This window comes from Sphingomonas sp., from assembly GCF_050725575.1.
Taxonomy (GTDB): Bacteria; Pseudomonadota; Alphaproteobacteria; order Sphingomonadales; family Sphingomonadaceae; genus Sphingomonas.
In genome coordinates this window covers 1-24,003 of record NZ_JBOHHW010000025.1, presented here as the reverse complement: position 1 = coordinate 24,003, position 24,003 = coordinate 1, and the positions used below count along the sequence as shown (strand labels likewise).

At 64.0% G+C, this 24,003-nt stretch carries 20 protein-coding genes; 9 read left to right on the top strand and 11 right to left on the bottom strand.

The genetic code is table 11. The features are described from left to right. Positions 1 to 26: 26 nt before the first annotated feature. Both ACRECS_RS16450 and ACRECS_RS16445 read right to left on the bottom strand, forming a co-directional pair. Complete coding sequence (locus ACRECS_RS16450; protein WP_431584034.1) at positions 27 to 1,217, bottom strand: ATP-binding protein; 1,191 nt, start codon at positions 1,215 to 1,217, stop codon at positions 27 to 29. After that, the gene (locus ACRECS_RS16445; protein ID WP_431584033.1) at positions 1,214 to 1,906 is read right to left on the bottom strand and encodes a response regulator; all 693 of its coding nucleotides are present in this window, start codon (positions 1,904 to 1,906) and stop codon (positions 1,214 to 1,216) included. The genes ACRECS_RS16450 and ACRECS_RS16445 overlap by 4 nt, the downstream gene beginning before the upstream one ends. An 840-nt stretch (positions 1,907 to 2,746) precedes the next feature. On the opposite strand from ACRECS_RS16445, the gene ACRECS_RS16440 reads away from it, so the two are divergent. The 3 genes from ACRECS_RS16440 to ACRECS_RS16430 all read left to right on the top strand — a co-directional run bounded on the left by ACRECS_RS16440 (position 2,747) and on the right by ACRECS_RS16430 (position 8,963). Continuing rightward, positions 2,747 to 2,953 (top strand): cold-shock protein, encoded by a 207-nt coding sequence (locus ACRECS_RS16440; protein ID WP_034159288.1) that lies wholly within the window; start codon positions 2,747 to 2,749, stop codon positions 2,951 to 2,953. Positions 2,954 to 3,372: 419 nt separating this feature from the next. After that, entirely contained in the window at positions 3,373 to 5,451 is a 2,079-nt protein-coding gene (ligA, locus tag ACRECS_RS16435) for an NAD-dependent DNA ligase LigA (RefSeq protein ID WP_431584032.1), read from the top strand. Between the two features lie 170 nt (positions 5,452 to 5,621). Beyond that, positions 5,622 to 8,963: a TonB-dependent receptor plug domain-containing protein gene (locus ACRECS_RS16430; protein ID WP_431584031.1), complete on the top strand. Its 3,342-nt coding sequence runs from the start codon at positions 5,622 to 5,624 to the stop codon at positions 8,961 to 8,963. 78 nt (positions 8,964 to 9,041) lie between these two features. Here ACRECS_RS16430 and gorA read toward each other — a convergent pair whose 3' ends face one another. Together gorA and pgi are read right to left on the bottom strand one after the other, a co-directional pair. Continuing rightward, complete coding sequence (gene gorA / locus ACRECS_RS16425) at positions 9,042 to 10,394, bottom strand: glutathione-disulfide reductase (RefSeq protein WP_431584030.1); 1,353 nt, start codon at positions 10,392 to 10,394, stop codon at positions 9,042 to 9,044. Between the two features lie 123 nt (positions 10,395 to 10,517). Then, positions 10,518 to 12,011, bottom strand: coding sequence for a glucose-6-phosphate isomerase (gene pgi, locus ACRECS_RS16420; protein WP_431584029.1), 1,494 nt, complete (start codon positions 12,009 to 12,011; stop codon positions 10,518 to 10,520). A 110-nt stretch (positions 12,012 to 12,121) separates the two neighbouring features. On the opposite strand from pgi, the gene lepB reads away from it, so the two are divergent. The 4 genes from lepB (at position 12,122) to era (ending at position 15,062) form a co-directional block, all read left to right on the top strand. Continuing rightward, entirely contained in the window at positions 12,122 to 12,973 is an 852-nt protein-coding gene (lepB, locus tag ACRECS_RS16415; RefSeq protein WP_431584028.1) for a signal peptidase I, read from the top strand. After that, on the top strand, positions 12,970 to 13,647 hold the full coding sequence (gene rnc, locus ACRECS_RS16410) for a ribonuclease III (protein ID WP_431584027.1): 678 nt from the start codon (positions 12,970 to 12,972) through the stop codon (positions 13,645 to 13,647). The genes lepB and rnc overlap by 4 nt, the downstream gene beginning before the upstream one ends. 121 nt (positions 13,648 to 13,768) lie before the next feature. Beyond that, a complete protein-coding gene (locus ACRECS_RS16405; protein WP_431584026.1) occupies positions 13,769 to 14,167 on the top strand; it encodes a GIY-YIG nuclease family protein in 399 nt (132 codons plus the stop codon). Beyond that, entirely contained in the window at positions 14,160 to 15,062 is a 903-nt protein-coding gene (era, locus tag ACRECS_RS16400) for a GTPase Era (RefSeq protein WP_431584025.1), read from the top strand. Before ACRECS_RS16405 ends, era begins: the two co-directional genes overlap by 8 nt. A 140-nt stretch (positions 15,063 to 15,202) precedes the next feature. Here era and ACRECS_RS16395 read toward each other — a convergent pair whose 3' ends face one another. Both ACRECS_RS16395 and ACRECS_RS16390 read right to left on the bottom strand, forming a co-directional pair. After that, the gene (locus tag ACRECS_RS16395; protein WP_431584024.1) at positions 15,203 to 15,904 is read right to left on the bottom strand and encodes an NAD-dependent deacylase; all 702 of its coding nucleotides are present in this window, start codon (positions 15,902 to 15,904) and stop codon (positions 15,203 to 15,205) included. A gap of 52 nt (positions 15,905 to 15,956) precedes the next feature. Then, positions 15,957 to 16,247 carry a barstar family protein gene (locus ACRECS_RS16390; RefSeq protein WP_431584023.1) on the bottom strand — a complete coding sequence of 97 codons (291 nt, stop codon included), beginning with the start codon at positions 16,245 to 16,247 and terminating at the stop codon, positions 15,957 to 15,959. A gap of 110 nt (positions 16,248 to 16,357) precedes the next feature. Here ACRECS_RS16390 and ACRECS_RS16385 point away from each other — a divergent pair, with 110 nt between their 5' ends. Beyond that, positions 16,358 to 16,945, top strand: coding sequence for a hypothetical protein (locus ACRECS_RS16385; RefSeq protein ID WP_431584022.1), 588 nt, complete (start codon positions 16,358 to 16,360; stop codon positions 16,943 to 16,945). A 50-nt stretch (positions 16,946 to 16,995) separates the two neighbouring features. Here the strand turns inward: ACRECS_RS16385 and ACRECS_RS16380 are convergent, their stop codons facing one another. The 5 genes from ACRECS_RS16380 to ACRECS_RS16360 are packed head-to-tail and all read right to left on the bottom strand — an operon-like array spanning position 16,996 to position 22,136. Then, entirely contained in the window at positions 16,996 to 17,685 is a 690-nt protein-coding gene (locus ACRECS_RS16380; protein ID WP_431584021.1) for a response regulator, read from the bottom strand. A gap of 9 nt (positions 17,686 to 17,694) precedes the next feature. After that, positions 17,695 to 18,276, bottom strand: a complete 582-nt coding sequence (kdpC, locus tag ACRECS_RS16375; protein WP_431584020.1) for a potassium-transporting ATPase subunit KdpC — start codon at positions 18,274 to 18,276, stop codon at positions 17,695 to 17,697. Between the two features lie 11 nt (positions 18,277 to 18,287). Then, positions 18,288 to 20,330 carry a potassium-transporting ATPase subunit KdpB gene (gene kdpB, locus ACRECS_RS16370; protein ID WP_431584019.1) on the bottom strand — a complete coding sequence of 681 codons (2,043 nt, stop codon included), beginning with the start codon at positions 20,328 to 20,330 and terminating at the stop codon, positions 18,288 to 18,290. 14 nt (positions 20,331 to 20,344) lie between these two features. Continuing rightward, positions 20,345 to 22,048, bottom strand: coding sequence for a potassium-transporting ATPase subunit KdpA (kdpA, locus tag ACRECS_RS16365; protein WP_431584018.1), 1,704 nt, complete (start codon positions 22,046 to 22,048; stop codon positions 20,345 to 20,347). A 13-nt stretch (positions 22,049 to 22,061) separates the two neighbouring features. Then, entirely contained in the window at positions 22,062 to 22,136 is a 75-nt protein-coding gene (locus ACRECS_RS16360; protein ID WP_431584082.1) for a potassium-transporting ATPase subunit F, read from the bottom strand. Between the two features lie 390 nt (positions 22,137 to 22,526). Between ACRECS_RS16360 and ACRECS_RS16355 the strand changes: the two genes are divergently transcribed. Further along, positions 22,527 to 24,003 (top strand): DUF4118 domain-containing protein (locus ACRECS_RS16355; protein WP_431584017.1); only part of this gene is annotated, 1,477 nt, incomplete at its 3' end.

The following is a 24,003-nucleotide window of genomic DNA, read 5'->3' as shown; positions in this document are numbered from 1 at the left end:
GAGGTTGGATCGGTATCGTATGGAGATCATGTGGAGCGGCCCGCGCGCGGCAGCCGCATGGTGAAGACCGTGCCGCCGCCGTCATGGCTTTCCAGTGTCGCGCTCCCGCCATGCGCTTCGACGATGACGCGCACGATCGCGAGGCCAAGCCCGGTGCCGCCGCTATGGCGCGCGCGCGATCCTTCGGCGCGCCAGAAACGGTCAAAGGCGCGCTCGCTGGTCCCGGGCGGCAGGCCCGGGCCATGATCGACGATCTCCAGCACGCCGTCCTCGCCATCGATCCTGGTATGGATGCGCAGCACGCCGCTCTGCGCGGCATAGCGCTGGGCATTGTTGAGCACCGCGCTGATCGCCTGGCGCAGCCGGCCGCCATCGGCCACCACCATGACGGGAACCAGATCGAGGACAGGATCAAGGCCCGCCGCCTCCAGATCCGGCCTGACCACGGCAAGCACATGCTCGACCTGTTCCGACAGGTCGATCGTCGCCAGGTCGAGCAGCATGCGATTTGATTTGGCGAGATTGAGCGTCTGGAGATCGTCGATCAGACGGCCAAGCCCTTCGACCTGAAACAGCAGGCCGCGCATTTCCTCCACCCCGCCGGGGAAGACGCCATCCTCTATGCCCTGCAGGCGCCCTCGCAAGATGGTCAGCGGCGTGCGCAGTTCGTGCGCCACGGCAGCGGTGCTTTCGGCCAGCTCGCGCTCCGCCCGTTGCAGCGACCGCGACATCGCATTGAAATCGGACGCGAGCTGATATTCCTCGCGCGAGGCCCATTTCGGCGCGGATGCCTGAGCCGACAGATCGCCCTCGGCGACGCGCCGTGCGGCATGGGCGACATTGTTGAGCCCCCGGCCAAGACGGCCGAGCAGGACATAGCCGAGTGCGAATCCCGCGGTCGCCGCGACCAGCGTGAAAAGGGCGAGCGCGGTGTTGATCCGTTCATCGACAAGGTCTTCCATACCATGGGTTTCGTGAAGATAGGCCGCCAGATCCTCGGTCCGCGGCAGGCGGCTCGCCTCCGACGCCCGGAGCGCACGGATCGCCGCCGGCGAGAGCGTCCGCTCGATACGCTGCTCTTCGATTGAGACGAAAACGGTCATCGTCCCCACGAACAGGAGGGCATTCATCAGCACGGCGCCCGCCAGGACGATCGCAATCTGACGCGACAGCGGCCAGCGCCGCCAACGCCGGCGGCGGATCGGACCCCCGGTCATGATGCCATCAGCCTGTATCCCACGCCCCGCACCACCACGCACAATCCAGGCGCACCGGCCCGGTCGAGCTTGCGGCGAAGATTGCTGACATGGCTGTCGACGGTGCGTTCCAGCGCATTGCTTTCGGGCAGGCAGGCGTCGACCAGATCCCCGCGCGTGAATACGCGTCGCGGCGTGCGGGCGAGATGAGCGAGCAGCCGATACTCCGTCAAGGTGAGATCGAGGACGATGCGGTCGCCGTCCCGTGCGACCGAGGCCTTGTAGTTCTCCGTATCCACCTCAAGCGTATCGACGCGCAACAGGGGCTGCCCGAAATCCTCTCCGCGCGTTCGGCGCAGCACCGCCTTGACCCGCGCCACGACCTCCATCGGGTTGAACGGCTTCACCACATAATCGTCCGCGCCAATGCGCAGGGCCGACAGCTTGTCGAGATCCTCCGCCCGTGCCGTGGTCATGATCACCGGCGTATTGTCCCGGCCGCGAATTTCGGTGAGCACCGAGAAGCCGTCGCGCCGCGGCAGGCCGATATCGAGCAGGACGAGGTCGGGCCGCAGCGTCTTGAGATGAGTCAGCGCAATGTCGCCGTCACCGGCGCACACGGTGCGGAAACCGTCACGCTCCAGATAGGATTGCAGGATTCGCGCGATCTCGGGTTCGTCCTCGACGATCAGAATCAACGCGTTTTCCACAGCCCACCAAACTCCTTCGCCAATCACGTGACTTAATGCCGCCTGAAGATGTTTCACAAAAATGTGGAGATCGCGTGGAGTGCATGACCATTGTCCTGGCAGCACCGCAGCAATTCCGTTTCCGACATCAGGAATGCGTCAATCTCTGCGCTCAGGTAATGACATGCCCGATCCTGTGCGACACTTGAATCGTCGCCGATAGCACGGCTGCGGGTAAGCGCGAGGGGAGATATGGGACACCGGACGTGTCATATCTTGCGCGCGCCGCCATTTTTGGCGGTTGGATATAATATCGTTATATTTCAGATATTAAGGAAATCCGAGCGACCTCGGCGTAGGTGGAATCATCCTAAACCCGTTCGTGCCGAGCTTGTCGAAGCACCGCCCTTCTTCGCTACGCCAGAGAAGAACGGCCCTTCGACAAGCTCAGGGCGAATGGGAGTCGTGGGTCAGCTTGGCTCGAAGCGACTCGTCTGCGCCGCGTTGACGCAGCCATCTCGGGACACCATCCCGATTGCGCGACACACCGGTATTGGGCGGCGACAAGGCGATAATAGGGCCGGAGTTAAACGATGCGACAAATCCGTAAAACCATGTTATAGCTCGGTCATCGCGCGAAATTGCCCACAAGCATCGCACGACTGAGAGACCTTCGCGCTCCCGCTTGTTTTAAGCTTCGGAGCTGACCGTTGGACCTCGAAACGCCACTTGGCCAACATCCATTTCGCAACGTCTTCGCCCCATCGGTCGATTGACGCGAACGCCTTCGAAATGCACCGGCCGGGGCCGGACGGTGCTTTCGGTTTTTCTTCCCGGCTCCGTCTACCCAAGGAAATACCTATGCCGATCGGCACCGTAAAATTCTTCAACGCCGACAAGGGCTATGGCTTCATCGCGCCTGAAGGTGGCGGGAACGACGCCTTTGTCCACATCAGTGCCGTTGAAGCAGCCGGCATGCGCACGCTCGATAAAGAGCAGCGCGTTTCGTACGAGCTCGAGCAGGATCGTCGCGGCAAGATGTCCGCTGTGAACCTCGCTTCTGCGTGATTGACACGCGGGCGCCGGATTCGTCCGGCGCCCGCGCGCTTTCACCCGGAACCCGAGGAGATATCCCACGAATACCACCGCACTGTTCTATCGCGATCGCGCCCGTCAGGCTGAGGCCGACGCCGATTCCGCGACCCTCGACAATGTCCGCTCGCGCTGGCTGCGTGCCGCGAAAGCTTGGGACGAAATGGCGACCCGCGCGGAAAAGACCGCCGAACGCCGCTCCGTCAACGAAGAGGCCAAGGCGCTGGCCGGCGAAGACGACGATTAGCTCGGCTCCCAAAAATCATGACCGTTCGCGCTGAGCTTGTCGAAGCGCCGTTCACCTTCGGCCATCGTCGATCGTTGAACACGGTGCTTCGACAAGCTCAGCACGAACGGGGTTGATGGGCAGCCCCCACCTCCGGTAGCGCTGGTGCATGACCGCGCCCCCATCAGCCGATTTGCCCGACACCGACGAAACCGCCGCCGCCGAACTGGCCCGGCTCGCCGAAGAGATCGCGCACCACAATGCGCTCTATCATACCGATGACGCGCCGGAGATTTCGGACGCCGATTATGACGCGCTGGTGCGCCGCAACGGCGCGATCGAAAAAGCCTTTCCTCATCTGATCCGGGCCGATTCGCCAAGCGTCCAGGTCGGCGCCGCGCCTGCCGGCCATCTGGCCAAGGTCGCGCATGCCCGGCCGATGATGAGCCTGGAAAATGGCTTTGCCGATGAGGACATCGTCGAGTTCATCGCCCGCGTTCGCCGCTTCCTGCTGCTCCCCGAAGGCACGCCGGTCGCGCTGACCGCCGAACCCAAGATCGACGGCCTGTCCTGTTCGCTGCGCTACGAGAAGCGCACGCTGGTCCACGCCTTGACGCGCGGCGACGGCCAGGTCGGCGAGGATGTGACCGAGAATGTCCGCACGATCGGCGATATTCCCGCCACCCTGCCCGCGTCCGCGCCCGATCTCTTCGAGGTGCGCGGCGAAGTCTATATGGACAAGGCCGCCTTCGCTGCGCTGAACGCACGGTTGCTGGCCGAGGCCGAAGCGGCCGGCGACGCATCGAAAGCGCGGCAATTCGCCAACCCGCGCAACGCCGCCGCCGGATCGCTGCGCCAGAAGGATCCGGGCGTGACCGCCTCGCGCCCGTTGCGTTTCCTCGCCCATGGCTGGGGCGAGACCAGCAGCGTGCCGGGAGGGACCCAGACCGAGGTGGTCGCGGCAATCCGCAGCTGGAACATCCCGGTCGCTGACGCCTTCACCCGCGTCGAATCGGTCGACGACGCACTCGCCGTCTATCGTGGTATCGAGGCCGGCCGTGCGGACATGCCGTTCGATATCGACGGCGTGGTCTACAAAGTCGACCGGCTCGACTGGCAGACGCGGCTCGGCGCGGTCGCCCGCGCGCCGCGCTGGGCGATCGCGCATAAATTCCCCGCCGAACGCGCCCAGACCCTGCTCGAGCGGATCGACATCCAGGTCGGCCGCACCGGCAAGCTGACCCCGGTCGCGCGGCTGACCCCGGTGACGGTCGGCGGCGTGGTGGTGACCAATGCGACGCTGCACAATGCCGATGAGATCGCCCGGCTCAATGTGTGGCCCGGCGACCGCGTCGTGCTGCAGCGCGCCGGCGACGTCATTCCGCAGATCGTCGAGAATCTGTCGCGCGACGAAAGCCGCGGCGCCTGGCCCTTCCCGACCGTCTGTCCCGAATGCCAGTCCGACGCGGTGCGCGAGGAAGGCGAAGTCGATATCCGTTGCACCGGCGGGCTGATCTGCCCGGCGCAGCGCATCGAACGGCTGCGCCATTTCGTCGGCCGTGCAGCACTCGATATCGAAGGGCTCGGTCTGAAGCAGATCGAGGATTTCTTCCATGACGGGCTGATCCACAGCCCGGCCGACATCTTCCGCCTGACCGAAGAGCAATTGCTCGCGCGCAAGAAGGACGGCCGCGTCTGGGCGACCAATCTGCTTGCCGCGATCGAGGCCAAGCGCACGCCCGATCCGGCGCGCTTCCTGTTCGGGCTCGGCATCCGCCATATCGGTGCTGTCACCGCGCGCGATCTGGTCAAGGCGTTCGGCACGGTCGAGCGCATCGCCGCCGTCGCCGGCGATCCCGAGGCGCGCACGGAACTCGAATCGGTCGAGGGCGTCGGCCCGGTGGTCGCCGAGGCGCTGGTCGATTTCTTCGCCGAGGAGCATAATCGCGAGGCGTGGGCCGACCTGCTTTCCGAAGTCTCCCCCGCCGCTTATGTCTCCAACGTCCGCGAATCACAGGTCAGCGGCAAGACTCTGGTGTTCACCGGCAGCCTCGAAACCATCAGCCGCGACGAAGCCAAGGCTCAGGCCGAAGCACTCGGCGCGCGGGTCGCCGGATCGGTTTCGGCCAAGACCGACCTGGTCATTGCGGGCCCGGGCGCAGGATCCAAGCTGAAAAAGGCCGCAGAACTGGGGATTCAGGTCGTCGATGAAGCCGGATGGGCGGAGATCGTCGCCGCCGCACAATAAGTTCATCATGGATTCATGTGATGCTTTTTTGCAACGCACCATGATTCACTGATTGAGGGGTCTGGCGGACTCAGCCCGTGTCATTTAACCGAAATACTATTGGTGCAGGGGGCCGCAACGACGGACGTCGCGCCGGTAACTAAGAGCGAAACGCTCAAAGGGGAAAATTCATGCGTAATAACCTTTTCATGGGCGTGGCAGCTATTGCGCTGCTCGCTCCTGCCGCCGCCATGGCGCAGGAAACCACTTCGACGATTCGCGGCACTGTTACGCAGGACGGCGCACCCGTCGCCAATGCCGATGTCGTCGTGGTCAACACGACCAACGGCTCGCGCGCGACCGCCACGACCACGACCGAGGGCGCGTTCAGCCTGTCTGGGCTGCAGCCAGGCGGTCCCTATAGCGTCGAAGTGACCAGCGCGTCGGGCAACGCGACGATCACCGACATCTTCACCGTCGTCGGCCAGCCTTATGTCATTCCGGTGGAGATCGCCGCCGACAATGCCACGGACATCGTCGTCACCGCCTCTTCGGTGCGCGGCGCCGGGTCCCTGTCCGACGGTCCGCAGACCGTGCTGGGGCGCGAGCAGATTGCCGCTGCCGCTTCGGTCAATCGCGACATTCGCGATCTGATGCGGCGTGACCCGTTTGCCCGCATTGAAGACACCGCGGGCGGCGGCCGTTCAATTTCCTTTGCCGGCGTCAATCCGCGCTTCAATCGTTTCTCGATCGACGGCGTGATCGTCAGCGACAATTTCGGCCTGAATCCCGACGCGAACCCCACCCGCCGCGGCCCGGTGCCGATCGACTCGATCGCCCAGTTTTCAGTCTCGGTCGCGCCATATGACGTTCGCCAGGGCAACTTCCTCGGCGGCGCGGTGGATGCCGTTCTGCTGTCCGGCTCCAACCAGTTCCACGGCACGGGTTTCTATTCGCAGAACACCGACGGCCTGTCGGGCGAAAAGATCGGCAGCACCGATACCAATTTGAACTATAAGAGCGAGACCTATGGCGCCACGCTGTCGGGTCCGATCATCAAGGACAAATTGTTCTTCATGATCTCCGGCGAGCGCAACACCGAAGGCAAACCCTTCTCGCCTGCTCTCTCGATCATCCCCGGGCTGACCGCAGGGCAGATCACGTCAGTCCAGCAGGCCGCGGAGAGCGCGTTCAATGGCTATAAGGCTGGCGGCATTCTCGACCTGTCGAAGGACAAGGACGAAAAGATCGTCGCCAAGCTCACCTGGAACGTCAACGACAATCATCGCCTGTCGCTGTCGTTCATCAACGCTTATGATTCGACCCAATTTCAGGGCAATGTCAGCACAAGTTCCTCAACGCCGAGCTTCGGCCTCGAATCGAACAGCTATGGCGGCACCGAGTTGCTGCGCGCCGGCATCGCCCAGCTCAACTCCAACTGGAGCAGCAATTTCTCGACCGAGGCGCGCTTCCTTTACAAGAGCTACGAGCGGACCCGTCCGGCGGGCGGCGCACCGCTTGCCCAGCTGCGCGTCTGCACTGATCCAACCAACAATGCCGGCGGTGGGAGCAACGACACGCTGACGACGTGCGGTTCCAACAACCCCATCCTGGTGCTCGGCACCGAGAATTCGACCCAGGCGAACGAATTCTACACCGACACTTATGGCGGCTCGCTCGTTGCGCGTCTCAAGCTCGGCAGTCATGACCTGCGCCTGATGGGCGAGATGAACGAGGTGCGGATCTACAACCTGTTCCTGCAGAACACCCTCGGCAATTATTATTTCGATTCGCTCGCCGACTTCCAGGCGCGCAATGCCAGTGCCGTGACTTATCAAAACACCGCGACCGGGGACACCGGTCCTGCGGCCGCGAATTTCAAGTATCGCCAGTTCACCTTCGGCATTCAGGACAATGTCGCGGTCACCGATCGCCTGAACGTGAACTTCGGCGTCCGCTATGACCTGTTCGATGCGCCGACGCCGGTGCCGCTCAATCCGGGCTTCACCTCACGCTATGGCTTCTCGAACACCAAGACGATCAAGGGTCTCGGCCTGTTCCAGCCGCGTGTCGGCTTCGACTGGGAGCCCATCGACGACGTGAAGCTGCGCGGCGGCGTCGGCATCTTCGGCGGCGGCACACCCGACGTTTATCTGTCGAACAGCTATTCGAGTGCGGGCGCCGGTGTCGGCGGGGTCTCGATCAACTCGATTACGGTCCAGCGCTGCGCGATCAGCTCAACCTGCACGACGGGCTATCAGCGGAACGGCACGAGCATTCCGGCCCCGCTGGCCCAATCGATCCTCAACGGCGTTACCGGTACATCCATTCCGGCAGCACTGCAGGACCAGATCACCAATACCGGTCCAAATGGCCTTGCCAACATCAGCGCACTCGATCCCAGCTTCGACGTGCCCAACGTCACCAAGGCGACATTGTCGCTGGACTGGACGCCGCGCGACTTCCTGGGCGGCGGCTGGCGCTTCGGTGCGGACTATTATTTCAGCAAGACAAATGCCTCGGTATTTTTCACCGACATCCGCTCGGTGGCGATCGGCAAGCTGCCGGACGGCCGTACCCGCTATGGTCCGCTGGTCGGAAGCGACACCAATACCGACATTCTTCTCACCAATTCCTCAAAGGGTCGTAGCCATATCGGCGTCGCCCGCGTCGAGAAGAACTTCGACTGGGGGCTCAACCTCAGCCTCGCCTATACCTGGCAGGACGTGAAGGATCAGGCGCCGGCAACGTCGTCGACCGCCGGTTCGAACTATGGCAATGGCGCGTTCCTGGATGGCCGCGGCGCCGCCTACGGCATTGCCAATGACCAGGTGAAGTGGTCGTTCAAATATGGCGTTGGTCTCAACCACGCCTTCTTCGGCGATTACAAGACCATCATCCAGCTGTTCGGCGAAACCCAGGCGGGCCGTCCGTACAGCTTCACGATGGAAGACGCGGGTAGCGCAACGCGGAGCGCCGTGTTCGGCGTCACCGGTCGTGACGACCGTTTCCTGCTCTATGTGCCGACCAGCGGTACCGATGCGATCGTCAGCTATGATTCACCAGCCACCCAGGCAGCCCTTGAGAAGCTGATCAGCAACACCAATCTGAAAAACTTCCGCGGGCAGATCGCGCCGCGCAACATTGCAAGGTCGCGAGCCTATACCCGTCTCGATCTGCATCTTGAGCAGCAGATCCCGACTTTCCTCGGCAAATCGCGCATTTCGGTGTTCGCCGATATCGAGAACCTGCCCAACCTGCTGAACAAGAATTGGGGCGGCTTCCGTCAGGCTGTCTTCCCATATGTGGAAGATGTTGTGCGTGTGCAGTGCCTTGCGGGGGCGGTCCCGACTGGTGCAGCCCCAGGTTCACCCATACCGGGAGGCACTGGCAATTATCCCACGGCCAACACGACATCAAACCAGACCTGCGCCCAGTACCGCTATTCCGGCTATATCGAGCCGAACGCGAAGTCGCTTGAAGTGCGTCGCTCGCTGTATCTCATCCGGGTCGGCGCGCGCTTCACCTTCTGATCCGAATATCACGCAAAAAAGGCCGCCGTACCCTCTGGTACGGCGGCCTTTTCTATGCCCGGCGCTGTCAGCGAACGCTCAGCGCATCAACACCAGCTCTTCCGCCATCGACGGATGCAGCGCCACGGTCTGGTCGAACGCGTCCTTGGTCAGGCCCGCCTTCACCGCGACCGCCGCCGCCTGCAGGATTTCCGGCGCATCCGGCCCGATCATATGCAGGCCGAGCACTTTCCCCGTCTCGCTGTCGCAGACCATCTTGTAGAGAGCGCGCTCGTTGCGGCCGGCCAGCACATTCTTCATCGGCCGGAAATCCGAGGTATAGACTTTGCACGAGCCAAGCTTGGTCTTCGCCTGGCTCTCGGTCATGCCGACGCCGGCCATGGGCGGATGGCTGAACACCGCCGAGGGAATGCAGTCATAATCGACGCGGGTCGGCTTGTTGCCGAAGATCGTGTCGGCGAACGCCTGACCCTCGCGGATCGCGACCGGGGTCAGCTGCACGCGGTTGGTGACGTCGCCGACCGCATAGATGCTCGGGCAGGTCGAGCGGTTGTCCGCATCGACCTTGATCGCGCCCTTGGCGTCGATCTCGACGCCCGCGCTGTCCAGGCCCAGGCCCTTGGTATTGGGATCGCGTCCGGTGGCGAACATCACCGCGTCGACCGTGACCGGCTCATGGTTCGACATGCTGACCGTCAGGCAGCCATTCTTTTCCTTCTTGATGCCCTCGAACGCGGCATGGAAGCGGAACTCGATCCCCTTCATCATCGAGATCTGCAGCAGCCGGTCGCGGATCGATTCGTCATAGCCGCGCAGGATCACGTCAGTGCGGTTGATCAGGATGACGTGTGCGCCGAGCTGATGAAAGATGCCGGCGAATTCATTGGCGATATAGCCCGCGCCCGCGATCAGGATGCGTTTCGGCACCGCGTCGAGATGGAATGCCTCGTTCGAGGTGATGCCGTGCTCATGCCCCGGACAATCGGGCACCGACGGCGTCGCGCCGGTCGCGACGAGGATGATCTTCGCGGTGACCTCTCGCCCGCCGGCGAGCTTCAGGCTGTTGGGGCCAGTGATGACCGCGCGCTCGGCGATGATCTCGACACCGTGGTTCTCCAGCGTCGCGGTATAGGCGGCGTTGATCCGGTCGACCTCCTCCAGCACATTGTCGCGCAGCACCGGCCATTCGAAGTCACAATCCGGCACATTCCAGCCGAAGCGGCGCGCATCGGCCAGATCCTCGGCGAAATGCGCACCGTAGATCAGCAGCTTCTTCGGGACGCAGCCGCGAATGACGCAGGTGCCGCCGACCCGATATTCCTCCGCCACCGCGACCTTTGCGCCGTGCGCCGCGGACACGCGCGCCGCGCGCACCCCGCCCGATCCTGCACCGATGACGAACAGGTCATAGCCGTATTTGGGAGCGGTCATTCTTTACCTCGTCAAAAGAAAACCGTTCGTGCTGAGCTTGTCGAAGCACCGCTCTTCTTCTCTCGCTTCCGGAAAAAAGAACGGCCCTTCGACAAGCTCAGGGCGAACGGAAGTTATAGGTTGCTACCCGAATGCCCGCTTGATCAGGTCATCGGTCGAGGCATCGAAGCTTTGCCCGCCGGCGATCGCCGCCTTGGCCATTTCCTTGCCCAGCTCGACGCCGAACTGGTCGAACGGATTGATGCCGAGCAGGATCGCATTCACGAACACACGGTGCTCGTAGAAAGCGATCAGCGCCCCCAGGCTGCGCGCGTCGAGATCGTCGAGCAGGATCGTCGATGACGGCCGGTCGCCGGAATAGCTGCGCGCCGGATCCTTGACCTGCTTGCCCGCCATCAGCGCGGCACCCTGAGCAAAGGCGTTGAGCAGCAACTGGCGGTGATGATCGTCGGCCAGCGTGTCGCCCGCCTCGATCACCGCGACGAATTCGACCGGCACGAGATGCGTACCCTGATGAAGCAACTGGAACACGGCATGCTGCGCGTCAGTGCCGACCCCGCCCCAGGTGATCGCGGCGCTTGGCCGGCCGAGCGGTTTGCCGTCGGTGGTCACGCCCTTGCCGTTCGATTCCATCTCGAGCTGCTGGAGATAGGAGGGCAGCAGCCGCAGCCTTTCGTCATAGGCGAAGGTCGCGCGTGTCTCGGCATGGCGTACTTGCGTGTAATAGAGATCCGCAAAGGCGGCGAGCGCGGGTGCGTTCTCATGCAGTGCGGTCAGGCGGAAATGCCGGTCCATCTCGGCCGCGCCCTCAAGCAGTTCCTCGAAGCTATCCCAGCCCAGCGCCAGCGCGGCAGGAAAGCCGATCGACGACCAGAGCGAATAGCGCCCGCCGACCGATTCGCTGAACGGCAGGATGCGCGTCTCGTCCACGCCCCATTCCAGCGCCTTGTCGGGGTCGGCAGTCAGTGCGACGATGCGGCCGTAAATATCCTCGACCCCGTGCTCGGTCATCCAGAGCAGCACGCTTTGCGCGTTGAGCATGGTTTCGGTGGTGGTGAAGGTCTTCGACGCGATGACCAGCAGGGTCGCCGCCGGATCGAATTTCGCGAACGCCTCTTCCAGCGCGACGCCGTCGACATTGGAGACGATCGCGACGTCATAGCGCCCCGCCTCGCGGCCAAGCGCGTCGACCAGCAGGTCCGGCCCCAGCGCGGATCCGCCGATACCGACGTGCAGGATGTGGCGGATCGGCCCGAGCGCCTCGCCCTCGATCGCGTCGATCAGCGCGCGCATCCGGGCATGGAGCGCCCGCGCACGGGTGACGCTTTCCGGCTTGCCTTCGCCGCGCTCGGCGGTGTGCTCGGCCGCGCGGCCCTCGGTGACGTTGATTTCCTCACCGGCGAACAGCGCCTCGCGCTTGGCCCCCAGCCCCTGCGCCTTGGCCACAGCCTCGAATGCGCTCACCGCCTCTGCGGTCAGATGCGTTTTCGACCAGTCGAAATGAATGCCCGCGACGTCGGCGGAGAAGCGTTTCACCCGGCCCCGGTCATCGGCGAACAGGCTTTTCAGCGGGATCGCGGGAAGTGCCTCAATCTTGGTCCAGTCGGCTGCGGGCATGGGTACCTCAATATTTGCTGTCGCCAGTCGTGTCGATGTGGTGCGCCTTACTCACTTCACAACCCAACCGCCAGCTTGACGCCTTGCCCGCGCCACCGCAAACCGCGCCAATGACCGATACCGATACCCCGCCCGCTGCGGCGACTCCGGACTCCAAGCCGAAAAAGCCCCGGTCGGAGGCAGCCGATACGGCAATCTTCCTGCTGAAGCTCGCAGTGGTCGTGCTGCTGTTCCGCAGCTTCATCTTCTCGCCGTTCAGCATCCCGTCGCAATCGATGCTGCCGCGGCTGTACATCGGCGATTATCTGTTCATCTCGAAATGGAATTACGGCTATTCGCGCCACTCGCTGCCCCTCAGCGTGCCGCTGATCCCCGGGCGCATCTTTGGCCGCGATCCGACGCGCGGCGATGTCGTGGTGTTTCGCGGGCCGCCCGACCAGAACGGCCATGCCAATGACGTGATCAAGCGGGTCATCGGCCTGCCCGGCGACATGATTCAGATGCGCAACGGCCAGGTCATCCTGAATGGCACCGCGATCCCCAAGGAGCGCGTCGCGGATTTCACCATCCCGCTCACGCCCAATTATTCGGGCCTGGAATGCCCGCCCGAGTTTCAGCAGGTCGATGCCGCCGGCAAGCCGATCTGCCGCTATCAGCGCTTCCGCGAAACGCTGCCCGGCGGGAAAGCGTATTTCGTGCTCGATCGCGGCGAGAGGCCGGTCGCCGATGAAACATCGATCTATTCGGTACCGGCCGGCCATGTTTTCGTGATGGGCGACAATCGCGACGATAGCGGCGACAGCCGGTTCGAACCGCCGCAGGGCATGGGCATGGTTCCGATGGAACGGATCGAAGGCAAGGCGGTGGTCAGCTTCTTCTCGACCGATGGTTCGGCCAGCTGGATCCTTCCCTGGACCTGGTTCACCGCGGCACGGTGGAGCCGTATCGGGGAAGGCTTTTGAGCGCCGGTCCGGCCGATGAGCTGAAGGACTGGATCGCCGCCACTTTCGACCATCGTCCGGCCGATCTCGCCCCGTTCGAGCGCGCGCTGACTCATGGCAGCCAGGCCGCGGCGAATTACGAGCGGCTGGAATTTCTCGGCGACCGCGTGCTCGGCCTGGTCATGGCCGAGTGGCTCTTCACGCTGTTTCCGGCCGAGCCCGAAGGGGCGCTGTCGAAGCGGCTCAACGCGCTGGTCACCGGCGCGGTGTGCGCCGATGTCGCGCGCGGACTTGGCGTCGCGGGTCATCTCAAGCTCGGCAAGCAGGCGCGCGACGACGGCGCGACCGACAGCGACAATGTGCTGGGCGACGTGATGGAGGCGCTGATCGGCGCGCTCTATCTCGACGGCGGGCTCGATGTGGCGCGCGCGGCGATCCGCAGCGGCTGGGGCGAACGGGTCAAGACGCAAGGGTCGGCGCCGCAGCACCCCAAATCCGCGCTGCAGGAATGGGCAGCGGCGCATAACCGCCGCACGCCCACCTATGAAGTGGTCGACCGGTCCGGCCCGCACCATGCGCCGCGCTTTACGGTGAAGGCGTCGATCGGCACGCTGGCGGAGGCGACCGCCGAGGGCAGTTCGAAGCAGGAGGCGGAAACGGCGGCGGCGGCGGCGTTGCTGACGAAGCTGGGGTGAGCGTTGGTGCCGTGCCCTTCGACAGGCTCAGGGCGAACGGAGGTGGGAATATGAACTCCAGCGCAACAGCCGTTCGCCCTGAGCCTGTCGAAGGGCAAAAGCGCCGCCATCGCCCAACGAGATGACCTTCTGGGCCTATCTCCTCCGGTGTTCCGATGGCAGCTATTACGCTGGCCATACCGATAATCTCGAGCACCGCATTGGCCATCACCAAAATGGCCTGATCGCGGGCTACACTCAAAAGCGAAGGCCCGTGACGCTGGTCTGGAGCCAGGACTTCCCCTCCCGCATCGAGGCGCTGGAAGCCGAACGCCGTATCAAGGGCTGGACCCGCGCCAAGAAGGAAGCGCTGATTGCTGGTGATTGGGGCCGACTTTCTATACTCGCACGCAATCATCAGGACGAGAGAAGCCCTTCGACAGGCTCAGGGCGAACGGGATTTGGAACTGGAGTAGCTTCCTCCATTCGCCCTGAGCCTGTCGAAGGGCATGTTCGCCACTCACCGAGGCAAAATGACTGAAACCACCCAAAAATGCGGCCTCGTCGCCGTTGTCGGCGCACCTAACGCAGGCAAGTCCACTCTCGTCAATGCGCTGGTCGGGCAGAAGGTCGCGATCGTCAGTCCCAAGGCGCAGACCACGCGCGTGCGGCTGATGGGTGTCGCGATCGATGGCGAGACGCAGCTGCTGCTGGTCGATACGCCCGGCATCTTCGAACCCAAACGTCGGCTCGACCGCGCGATGGTCTCGGCCGCGTGGGGCGGGACCGAGGGCGCCGATGTGCTTGCGCTGGTGGTCGACGCCAAGGGCGGTCTCGGCGCGAAGGTCACCGATATCGCGGAGTCGATCAAGGATCGCAGTGAGCCGAAATACCTGATCCTCAACAAGGTCGATCTTGCCGACAAGGCCAAGCTGCTGCTTCACGCGGAGAAGCTCAACGCGCAAGTCGATTTCGCCGAGACCTTCTTCGTCAGCGCGACGACCGGCGACGGGCTGGTCGAACTGAAGGCGCATCTGGCGAAAGCGATGCCCGAAGGACCATGGCATTTCCCGGAGGACCAGGTGTCCGACGCGACCGAGCGCAGTCTGGCGTCCGAGGTCACGCGCGAACAGCTCTATCTCCAGCTCCATGCCGAGCTCCCCTATGCCAGCGCGGTGGAGACCGAGCAGTATAAGGAGCGCGAGGACGGGTCGGTCGAGATCCACCAGCAGATCCTGGTCGAGCGCCCGACCCAACGCGCGATCATCCTCGGCAAGGGCGGATCGCGGATCAAGGAAATCGGCGCGCGGTCACGCACTGAGCTCGCCGCGATCATGGGCCGCCCGGTGCATCTCTACCTTCATGTGAAGGTGAAGCCGGGCTGGGATGAAGAGCGCGAAGTCTATCGCGACATGGGTCTCGACTGGGTCGATTGATCCTTCACTCCTCCCCGGCACGGGGAGGGGGATCAGCGCAGCTGATGGAGGGGGTAGGCCGGCAGCGTTGTGCTTGAGGAGAACCTCCTCCACCACACGCTGAAGAAGCGTGCGGTCCCCCTCCCCGTGCCGGGGAGGATTTAGGAGCCCAGCATTTCCCCGACCCATTCCGGCACCAGCACGCCGGCAGCGCCCATGCGAACCTCGTTGAAATAGACGCTCCCCGCCGATGGCTCCAGATTGAGCTCCAGCGTCTTCGCCCCATGGTAGCGCGCGGTCTGCACGAACCCGGCGGCGGGATAGACTGCGCCTGAGGTGCCGATCGACACGAACAGATCGGCGCGCGACAAGGCGCGCTCGATCACCTCCATCCGATACGGCATCTCCCCGAAGAACACGATGTCGGGCCGAAGCGCCGCCGTCCCGCACGCGGTGCACACCGACCCCGGCGGCAGGCTTTCGCGCCACTCAGCCCGCGCATCGCACGCCGCGCACAGCGCCGAATTCAGCTCGCCATGCATATGCAACATGCGCGTCGCCCCGGCACGCTCATGCAAATCGTCGACATTCTGCGTGACGATCAACAACTCGCCCGGCCATTCCCGATCGAGCCGCGCCAGCGCGTCATGCGCGGCATTGGGCACGACATCATCCAGCGCCGCGCGGCGCAAGTCGTAGAAGCGGTGGACCAGCTCCGGATCGTGCGCCAGCGCCTCGGGTGTGCACACATCCTCGACCCGGTGCCCTTCCCACAATCCGCCCGGCCCGCGAAAGGTGGCGATGCCGCTCTCGGCGGAGATGCCCGCGCCGGTGAGGATGACGATGTTGTGGATGGTATTCATGGGCAGTTATCCGATTGGGTGCTTTGGCCGATGCTCATCGCTGTTGGCATTCCTAAGCAAAATCTATTTTAACCACCGATGATCGATCTGCGATGCCCTTGAGAGCGTCGAGGAATGAGCCGTTCCCGCCTCGCATTCGCAAAGGCCGCAATTGCTCGGAGTGCTTGAAAGTAAGCATTATTTCACCGGGCCAGCCCGGCCCCCTGCCTTCAACCGCATCCCCAAAAGCATCGAGATTGCGCCCAAACATTGACGCGTTTTCGGGCTGCGCGGCGTCGATGTAGCGCTGCCAAAGCTCATCGGATGATATAATACCGGAGCAATCGACTATGACTTCTTTCATAGCGTGAGCATCGCAGTTGGCGTCGATGGCTGCAACTGGCCGGGAACAGGTGCTCGCAAGCCGGCACCGTTGTTGTGGAAAGATCGCTCATTGCCACCCGGGGCGCGAGTGTGAGCTATATCGGCCAGAAACAAGCTAAGGCCGCTGCGCCTGCCATTGCGCATTGCGAACGCCGAGTCATTCGAACAAGAAGGTGGTCTTTTCAGGATTTGATCTCAACCAAAGGCTGCTGGATGAGCGAAGACCACAACGCCCATAACCGAGCACTGCTCATTTATCAGTATAACAGGCTGGATTTTCTGATCCAGAGGCATAATCCATCAAATGGAAGTACCGGCTCCAAATATGGGCCACGCGAATGCGTATCTGGACAAGTATCTGACGACTATATTGGAAATATTATTTTGGACCTTCTTGTCAATAACTGGCAGGAGCCGTTATTAAATCACGAGAAAATGGATTATCTCGAAGAAATCGGCGCAAGAGATTTTTTAGATTTTCATCAAAATTCAATCGTCATTGACGTGGACCTTTTGCCGTCAGGCAGTATTGAGATGCTCGCCATGCACTGCTCGCCGGGTAATGAAGTTGGCCTCACATCACAGATTATTGTCGGCGGTGTTGCGCCGTACAACATTGGAAACGCGCTAAGGTTGGTTTGCGAAGGCGCTTGGGCGCATCAAATCGCACGACTGTAATCCGATCTTCCACGGGGCTGGAAGCTTCGGCACGGGATCTTGATCCAGCCTCACTCTCTGACGATCAGCCGATACCCAACCCCCGGCTCGTTGACGATCAGCCGCGGCGCCGCCGGGTCCGCCTCCAGCTTGAGCCGCAGGTTGCGGATCACGATACGCAGATAATCGACCTGGGTTTCATGCGCCGCGCCCCAGATCTCGCGCAGCAACTGGCTATGGCCGATGATCCGCCCCGGCCGCTTGGCCAGTTCTGCGAGCACGCCATATTCCTTGGGCGAGAGATGCACTTCCTCCCCGGCGCGGTCGATGCGGCGCATCGCCAGGTCGATCGTCACATCGCCCGCCCGCACCGGCACCGGCTCGGCTTCGTCGCGGCGGTGGTGGCGCAGCGCCGTGCGGATGCGCGCGAGCAGTTCGTCGGTGTCGAATGGCTTGGTCAGGTAATCGTCGGCGCCGAGGTCAAGCGCCGCAACCTTTTCCGCCGTCTCGTCGCGCGCGGAGACGACCAGGACCGCCGCCCCGCGCTTCTTCATCAGCTGAATCAGCTCGAGCCCGTCGCGGTCGGGCAGGCCGAGATCGAGCAACACCACCTCCGGCTTGTCGATGTCGAGCAGCGATAGCGCCTCGCGCGCCGTCGCTGCCTCGCCGACCTGCCATCCCATCCGCTCGACCGCCACACGCAACAGGCGGCGGATATGCGTGTCGTCCTCGACGATCAGGATCTTGGGCATGATCGACATGCCCCCTTGTTAGGCTCCTGCGTGCGTCCGGTCGAGCGCGCGGTTGAGTTCGAGGACATTGACGCGCGGTTCGCCGAGGAAACCGAACAGCGGATATTCCACCCGCTCCTGCGCCAGGGCGCGAACCTTGGCCGGGTCGAGACCCCGCGCCTGCGCCACTCGGGCCACCTGATAAAAAGCCGCCTCGGGGCTGATATGGGGGTCGAGCCCCGAGGCGGAAGTGGTCACCAGGTCAGGGGGAACCAAGGACCCCGGTGAAGTTCGAGTGGCAGCGACGTCAGCGGTGACGCGGTCGCTGAGCGCCTGGGCTGCCGGGCCGAGGTTCGATCCGGACGAGGCACTGGCGTCATACCCCTTGCCGGCGGCGGACGGGCGGCCATGGAAATAGCGCGGACTGGCAAAGCCCTGGCCGATCAGCGACGAGCCGATCACCTTGCCCTGCTCGGTGATCAGGCTGCCATTGGCCTGGGCGGGGAACAGCCCCTGGCCGATGCCGGTCAGCGCCAGCGGATAGGCGACCCCGAGCAACAGCGCGAAGGCGAGGGTCAAGGCAAGCGCGGGGCGCAAGGCGGTTTTGATATCGGTAAGCATGACGTGAATCCTCAGGCGAGGTGGAGAGCGGTGACGGCGAGATCGATCAGCTTGATCCCGATGAACGGCGCGATCAGACCGCCCAGGCCGTAGACGGCGAGGTTACGCGCGAGCAGCGGCCCGGCCGGCATCGGCCGATAGGTCACGCCCTTCAGCGCGAGCGGCACGAGCAGCGGGATGATCAGCGAGTTGAAGATGATCGCCGACAGGATCGCGCTTTCGGGCGTGGCCAGGCCCATCACATTGAGCACGCCGAGCCCGGGATAAAGCGCGACGAACATCGCCGGGATGATCGCGAAATATTTCGCGACATCATTGGCAACCGAGAAAGTGGTCAGCGCACCACGCGTCATCAGCAATTGCTTGCCGAGACCCACCACCTCGATCAGCTTGGTCGGATCGCTGTCGAGATCGACCATATTGCCGGCCTCGCGCGCAGCCTGGGTGCCGGTGTTCATCGCTACGCCGACATCGGCCTGAGCCAGTGCGGGCGCGTCGTTGGTGCCGTCGCCGCACATCGCGACCAGCCGCCCGCCCTGCTGTTCCTTGCGGATCAGCGCGAGCTTGTCCTCCGGCGTCGCCTCGGCGAGGAAATCGTCGACCCCGGCCTCGGCGGCGATCGCGGCGGCAGTCAGCGGGTTGTCGCCGGTGATCATCACCGTGCGGATGCCCATCTGGCGCAGTTCGCCGAACCGTTCGCGAATGCCCGCCTTGACCACGTCCTTAAGCGCGATCGCACCAAGCAGGACGCCGTCGCGAGATACCGCCAGTGGCGTCGCCCCCGAGCGTGCGATCTCTTCGGTCACGCGGCGCAGTTCGTTGGCGGCGGGCGTGTCGCCAAGGCCGGGATCGGCGCGCAGGATCGAATCGACCGCGCCCTTGCGCACCACGCTCTCGCCGAACTTCACCCCGGAAAAGCGCGTCTGCGCCGTGAACGGGATGATCGTCGCCGCTTCGGGCAGCGCATCGAGCCGCTGGGCATATTTGCCGCGCGCGAGCACGACTATCGAGCGACCTTCGGGCGTCTCGTCGGCAAAGCTGGCGAGCAGTGCTGCGCCGGCCAGCGTGTCGACGCTGGTGCCACCGACCGGATAGAATTCGCTCGCCTGGCGGTCGCCAATGGTGATCGTGCCGGTCTTGTCGAGCAGCAGCACGTCGATATCGCCTGCGGCCTCGACAGCGCGGCCCGACTTGGCGAGCACGTTGAAGCGTACCAGCCGATCCATCCCGGCGATGCCGATCGCCGACAGCAAGGCGGCAATGGTGGTCGGGATCAGCGTGATCAGCAGCGCAGCGAGGATCGCCACCGGCACCTGGCCCCCGGCGAAATTGGCGAAGCTGGGGATCGTGCCGACCGCGATCAGAAAGATGATCGTCAGGCCGACGAGCAGGATGGTCAGCGCGATCTCGTTCGGTGTCTTCTGCCGCTCGGCGCCCTCGACGAGAGCGATCATGCGGTCGAGAAAGCCCTGGCCCGGCTCGGCCGTGACGCGTACCTTGATGCTGTCGGAGAGCACCCGCGTGCCCGCCGTGACGGCGGAGCGGTCACCGCCCGCCTCGCGGATCACCGGCGCGCTTTCGCCGGTGATCGCAGCCTCGTTGACGCTGGCGACGCCGAAGATCACTTCGCCGTCAGCCGGGATCAGGTCGCCGGTCTCGACCAGCACCTCATCGCCCTTTTCGAGCCGATGCGCCGCGATCAGCCCCCAGGTCTCGCCCACGCCGAGCAGGCGCTTGGCGGTGAGGTCGGCCTTGGTCGCACGCAGCGACGCGGCCTGTGCCCGGCCGCGCCCTTCGGCCAGCGCCTCGGCAAAGGTGCCGAACAGCACGGTCAGCCAGAGCCAGATGATCAGCTGGACCTGGAAGAAGGTGCCGAGCGGCTCGCCACCGGTGACCAGCAGCACGGTGAGCAGGGTCGCGACCGTAGCGGTTGTGAACATCACCGGATTCTTGATCAGCGCGCGCGGATCGAGCTTCTTGAACGAGTCGCCGATCGCAGGGACCAGCAGCTTCGCGGTGAAGATGGAGTGCGGGGTGGAGGTTGATGCGGACATGGTTGTCGCTTCTCTCAGGAGAGGTGGCCGCCGATCATCGCGAGATGATCGGCAACAGGACCGAGCGCGAGGCTCGGCAGGAAGGTGAGACCGCCCAGAATCAGGATGATGCCGACAAGCAGTCCGACCCATAGCGGCCCGGTGGTCGGGAACGACCCCGACGACGGCGGCGTGACCTTCTTCGCGGCGAGACTGCCGGCGATCGCCAGCATCGGCACGATCATGAAGAACCGCCCAACCCACATCGCGATACCGAGCATCGCATTGTAGAATGGCGTGCTCGCCGACAGGCCGGCAAAGGCGGAGCCATTGTTTCCGACCGCGCTGGTGAAGGCATAGAGGATCTCCGAAAAGCCATGCGGCCCCTTGTTGAGCGGCCCGGCCAGCCCGGCGGTCACCACCGAGGCGATCGCGGTACCGCCCAGGATCATCAGCGGCAGCACGGCGATGGCCAGCACAGCGAGCTTGACCTCTCTGCTCTCGATCTTCTTGCCGACATATTCCGGCGTTCGCCCGACCATCAGCCCGGCGACGAACACCGCGAGGATGGCGAAGAGCAGGAAGCCGTAGATGCCGGCACCAACGCCGCCGATCACGATCTCGCCCAGCTGCATGTTGATCATCGGGATCATTCCGCCGAGCGCGGTGAAGCTGTCATGCATCGCATTGACCGCACCGCACGACGCGGCAGTGGTGACGGTGGCGAACAGAGCGGACGCGGCGATGCCGAAGCGCACTTCCTTGCCCTCAAGGTTTCCGCCGGCCACGCCAAGCTGATGCAGCACGGGGTTGCCCGCCGCTTCCTGCCAATAAGCGACCGTGGTGCCGGCAAGGAACAACAGAGTCATCGCGGCGAGGATCGCCCAGCCCTGGCGCGTATTGCCGACCGCTTTGCCGAAGGTCCAGGTCAGGCCAAAGCCGATCAGGAAGATCGACAGCATCTGCACCAGGTTGGTCAGTGCGGTGGGGTTTTCGAACGGATGCGCGGAGTTGGCGTTGAAGAAGCCGCCACCATTGGTGCCGAGCATCTTGATCGCTTCCTGACTCGCCACCGGACCCAGCGCGATGACTTGCTTCACGCCTTCCAGCGTGGTCGCATCGACGCTCTGCGCAAAAGTCTGCGGCACGCCGCTGGCGATCAGGAACACCGCATAGACGGTCGAGATCGGCAGCAGCAGGTAGAGCGTGACGCGCGTCATATCGGCCCAGAAATTACCGATCGCTTTCGCCTCGCGCCGCGCAAAGCCGCGGAACAGGGCAAAGGCGAGCGCGATGCCGGTCGATGCCGACAGGAAATTATGGATCGTCAGGCCGAACATCTGGCTGAAGTTCGACAGTGCGACTTCGCCCGAATACCATTGCCAGTTGGTGTTGGTGGTGAAGCTGATCGCGATGTTCCACGCGCCGTCGGGCGCGATCCCGGCATATCCGCGCGGGTTCATCGGCAGCAGATCCTGGAATCGCAGCACGAAATAGGTCAGCAACAGCAGCGCCAGGTTGAACGCCAGCATATGCACGGCATAACGCCGCCAGCTCTGCTCGGCGTTAGGGTCGATCCCGGCAAGCTTGTAGAAGCCGGTCTCGACCGGCCCGAGCACGCGGTGCAGCACCGTGCGCCGCCCTTCATAGAGCGCGAACAGCCATAGCCCGACCGGCTTGGCCAGCGCCCATAGGATGATGATGAAAAGGGCGATCAGCCCCCAGCCCTGAAGCGTCATGGCGCTGTTCCGTTCAGAAACGCTCGGACCGCAGGAGTACGGCCACGAGATAAAGGAGGAGACCGGCGGCAGTGACCGCGGCGAGCATGAGGTGCAGCGTCATCGGCTCAGGCCTCGTCGCACAGACGGGCATAGGCCAGGGTCAACGCGACCAGCCCGGCGAGCGCGCCGAGCCATAGAAGATCGGTCATGGAATTTGCCTTTGTTGCGGCGTGGGACTCGCCGGCTCGGCAAGGCAGATAGGCGCGGGGGGCATTAAGGTGCGCGGGCGAATGCGCGGCGATCGCATTAAGATTCCATATAGATTGCCTGCGCGGCGTGGCGTTCGCGGCAACATGCTCCTAGCTTCCTGCTGCCAATTTATTGCTTCCCCGACGAAGGCCGGGGCCCAGCCGCGGAACGCCGATGAAATGAACGCAGCGCCCGATCACTTCTGCTTCGCGACTGGGGCTCCAGCCTTCGCCGGGGAAGGGCTAAGGTGGTGAAAGACCCCACCCGCCCCTCCCCCGACGCGTTGCTGCGCACCGCGCAGCGCGAGGCGCGCGGTGCGCTGAAGATTTTCCTCGGCGCCGCCCCCGGCGTCGGCAAGACCTATGAGATGCTGAGCGAAGGCGCGGCGCGGGCCCGGGCCGGCATGGACGTGGTCCTCGCCATCGTCGAAACCCATGGCCGCGCCGAGACCGAGGCGCTGGTCACGCCGCTCGAGACGATCCCGCGCCGGTCGATAAACTATCGCGGCCAGGCGCTGACCGAGATGGATATCGACGCGGTGCTCGAGCGCCGCCCGCAACTCGCCTTGGTCGATGAACTCGCTCATTCCAATGTCGATGGCAGCCGTCACCCGAAACGCTGGCAGGATATCGACGAGCTGCTCGATGCCGGCATCAACGTCTACACCACGCTCAACATCCAGCATGTCGAGAGCCTCAACGACGTGGTCGCGAGCTTCACTCATGTCCGGGTGCGCGAGACCGTGCCCGATAGCGTGCTCGAGGATGCCGAGATCGAAGTGGTCGACATCCCGCCCGACGAGCTGATCGAGCGACTGAAAGACGGCAAGGTCTATATCCCGGCCGAGGCGACCCGCGCGCTTGGCCATTTCTTTTCCAAAGCCAATCTTTCCGCGCTGCGCGAAATGGCGCTGCGCCGCGCAGCGCAGACCGTCGACCGCCAGATGCTCGAGCATCTCGACGCGAGCGCCACACCCGGCACCTTCGCCGCGGGCGAGCGCGTGCTGGTCGCGCTCAACGAGCTGCCCGGCGGCGAAGCGCTGGTGCGCACCACCAAGCGGCTCGCTGATGCGCTCCACGCGCCCTGGACCGCGGTGTTCATCGAAACGCCGCGCGCGGAGACGTTCGACGATGCCGCCAAGGCGCGCCTCGCCGCCACGCTGCGGCTCGCTGCCGGGCTTGGCGCGACGATCGTCACCGTGCCGGCCGAAAACGTCATCGCCGGGCTGCGCGCACAGGTCGCAGCAATGCGCGCGACGCAGCTGGTGATCGGCAAGTCACGCCGCAGCTGGTGGTTCGAGCTGCGCCACGGATCGGTCGTCACCACCATGCTGCGCGAGGCGGCGGGGCTCGCGGTCCACGTCATCCCCGCCACCGGAGACGTCGCTGTCGGTCGACCGCAGCGCGTGCGCGGCGATGACGAAGGGCCGATCGTCTATCTCTATGTCGCCGGCCTGGTCGCGCTCACTACCGTGCTTGCCCGCCTCGTGCTGCCAATGGTCGGGGTGGGTGCGACTGACCTGATCTATTTGCTGCCGGTGATCGTCGCCGCGCGGCGCTATGGCCTGCGCCCGGGCCTGGCTGCGGGCGTGATGGCAGCGCTGGCGTTCAACTTCTTCTTCCTCGCACCGATCTACACCTTCACCATCGGCGAGCCGCAAAGCGTGCTCACCTTCGTCGTGCTGCTCGGCATCGCCGCGTTCATCAGCCGCCTGACCGGCGACA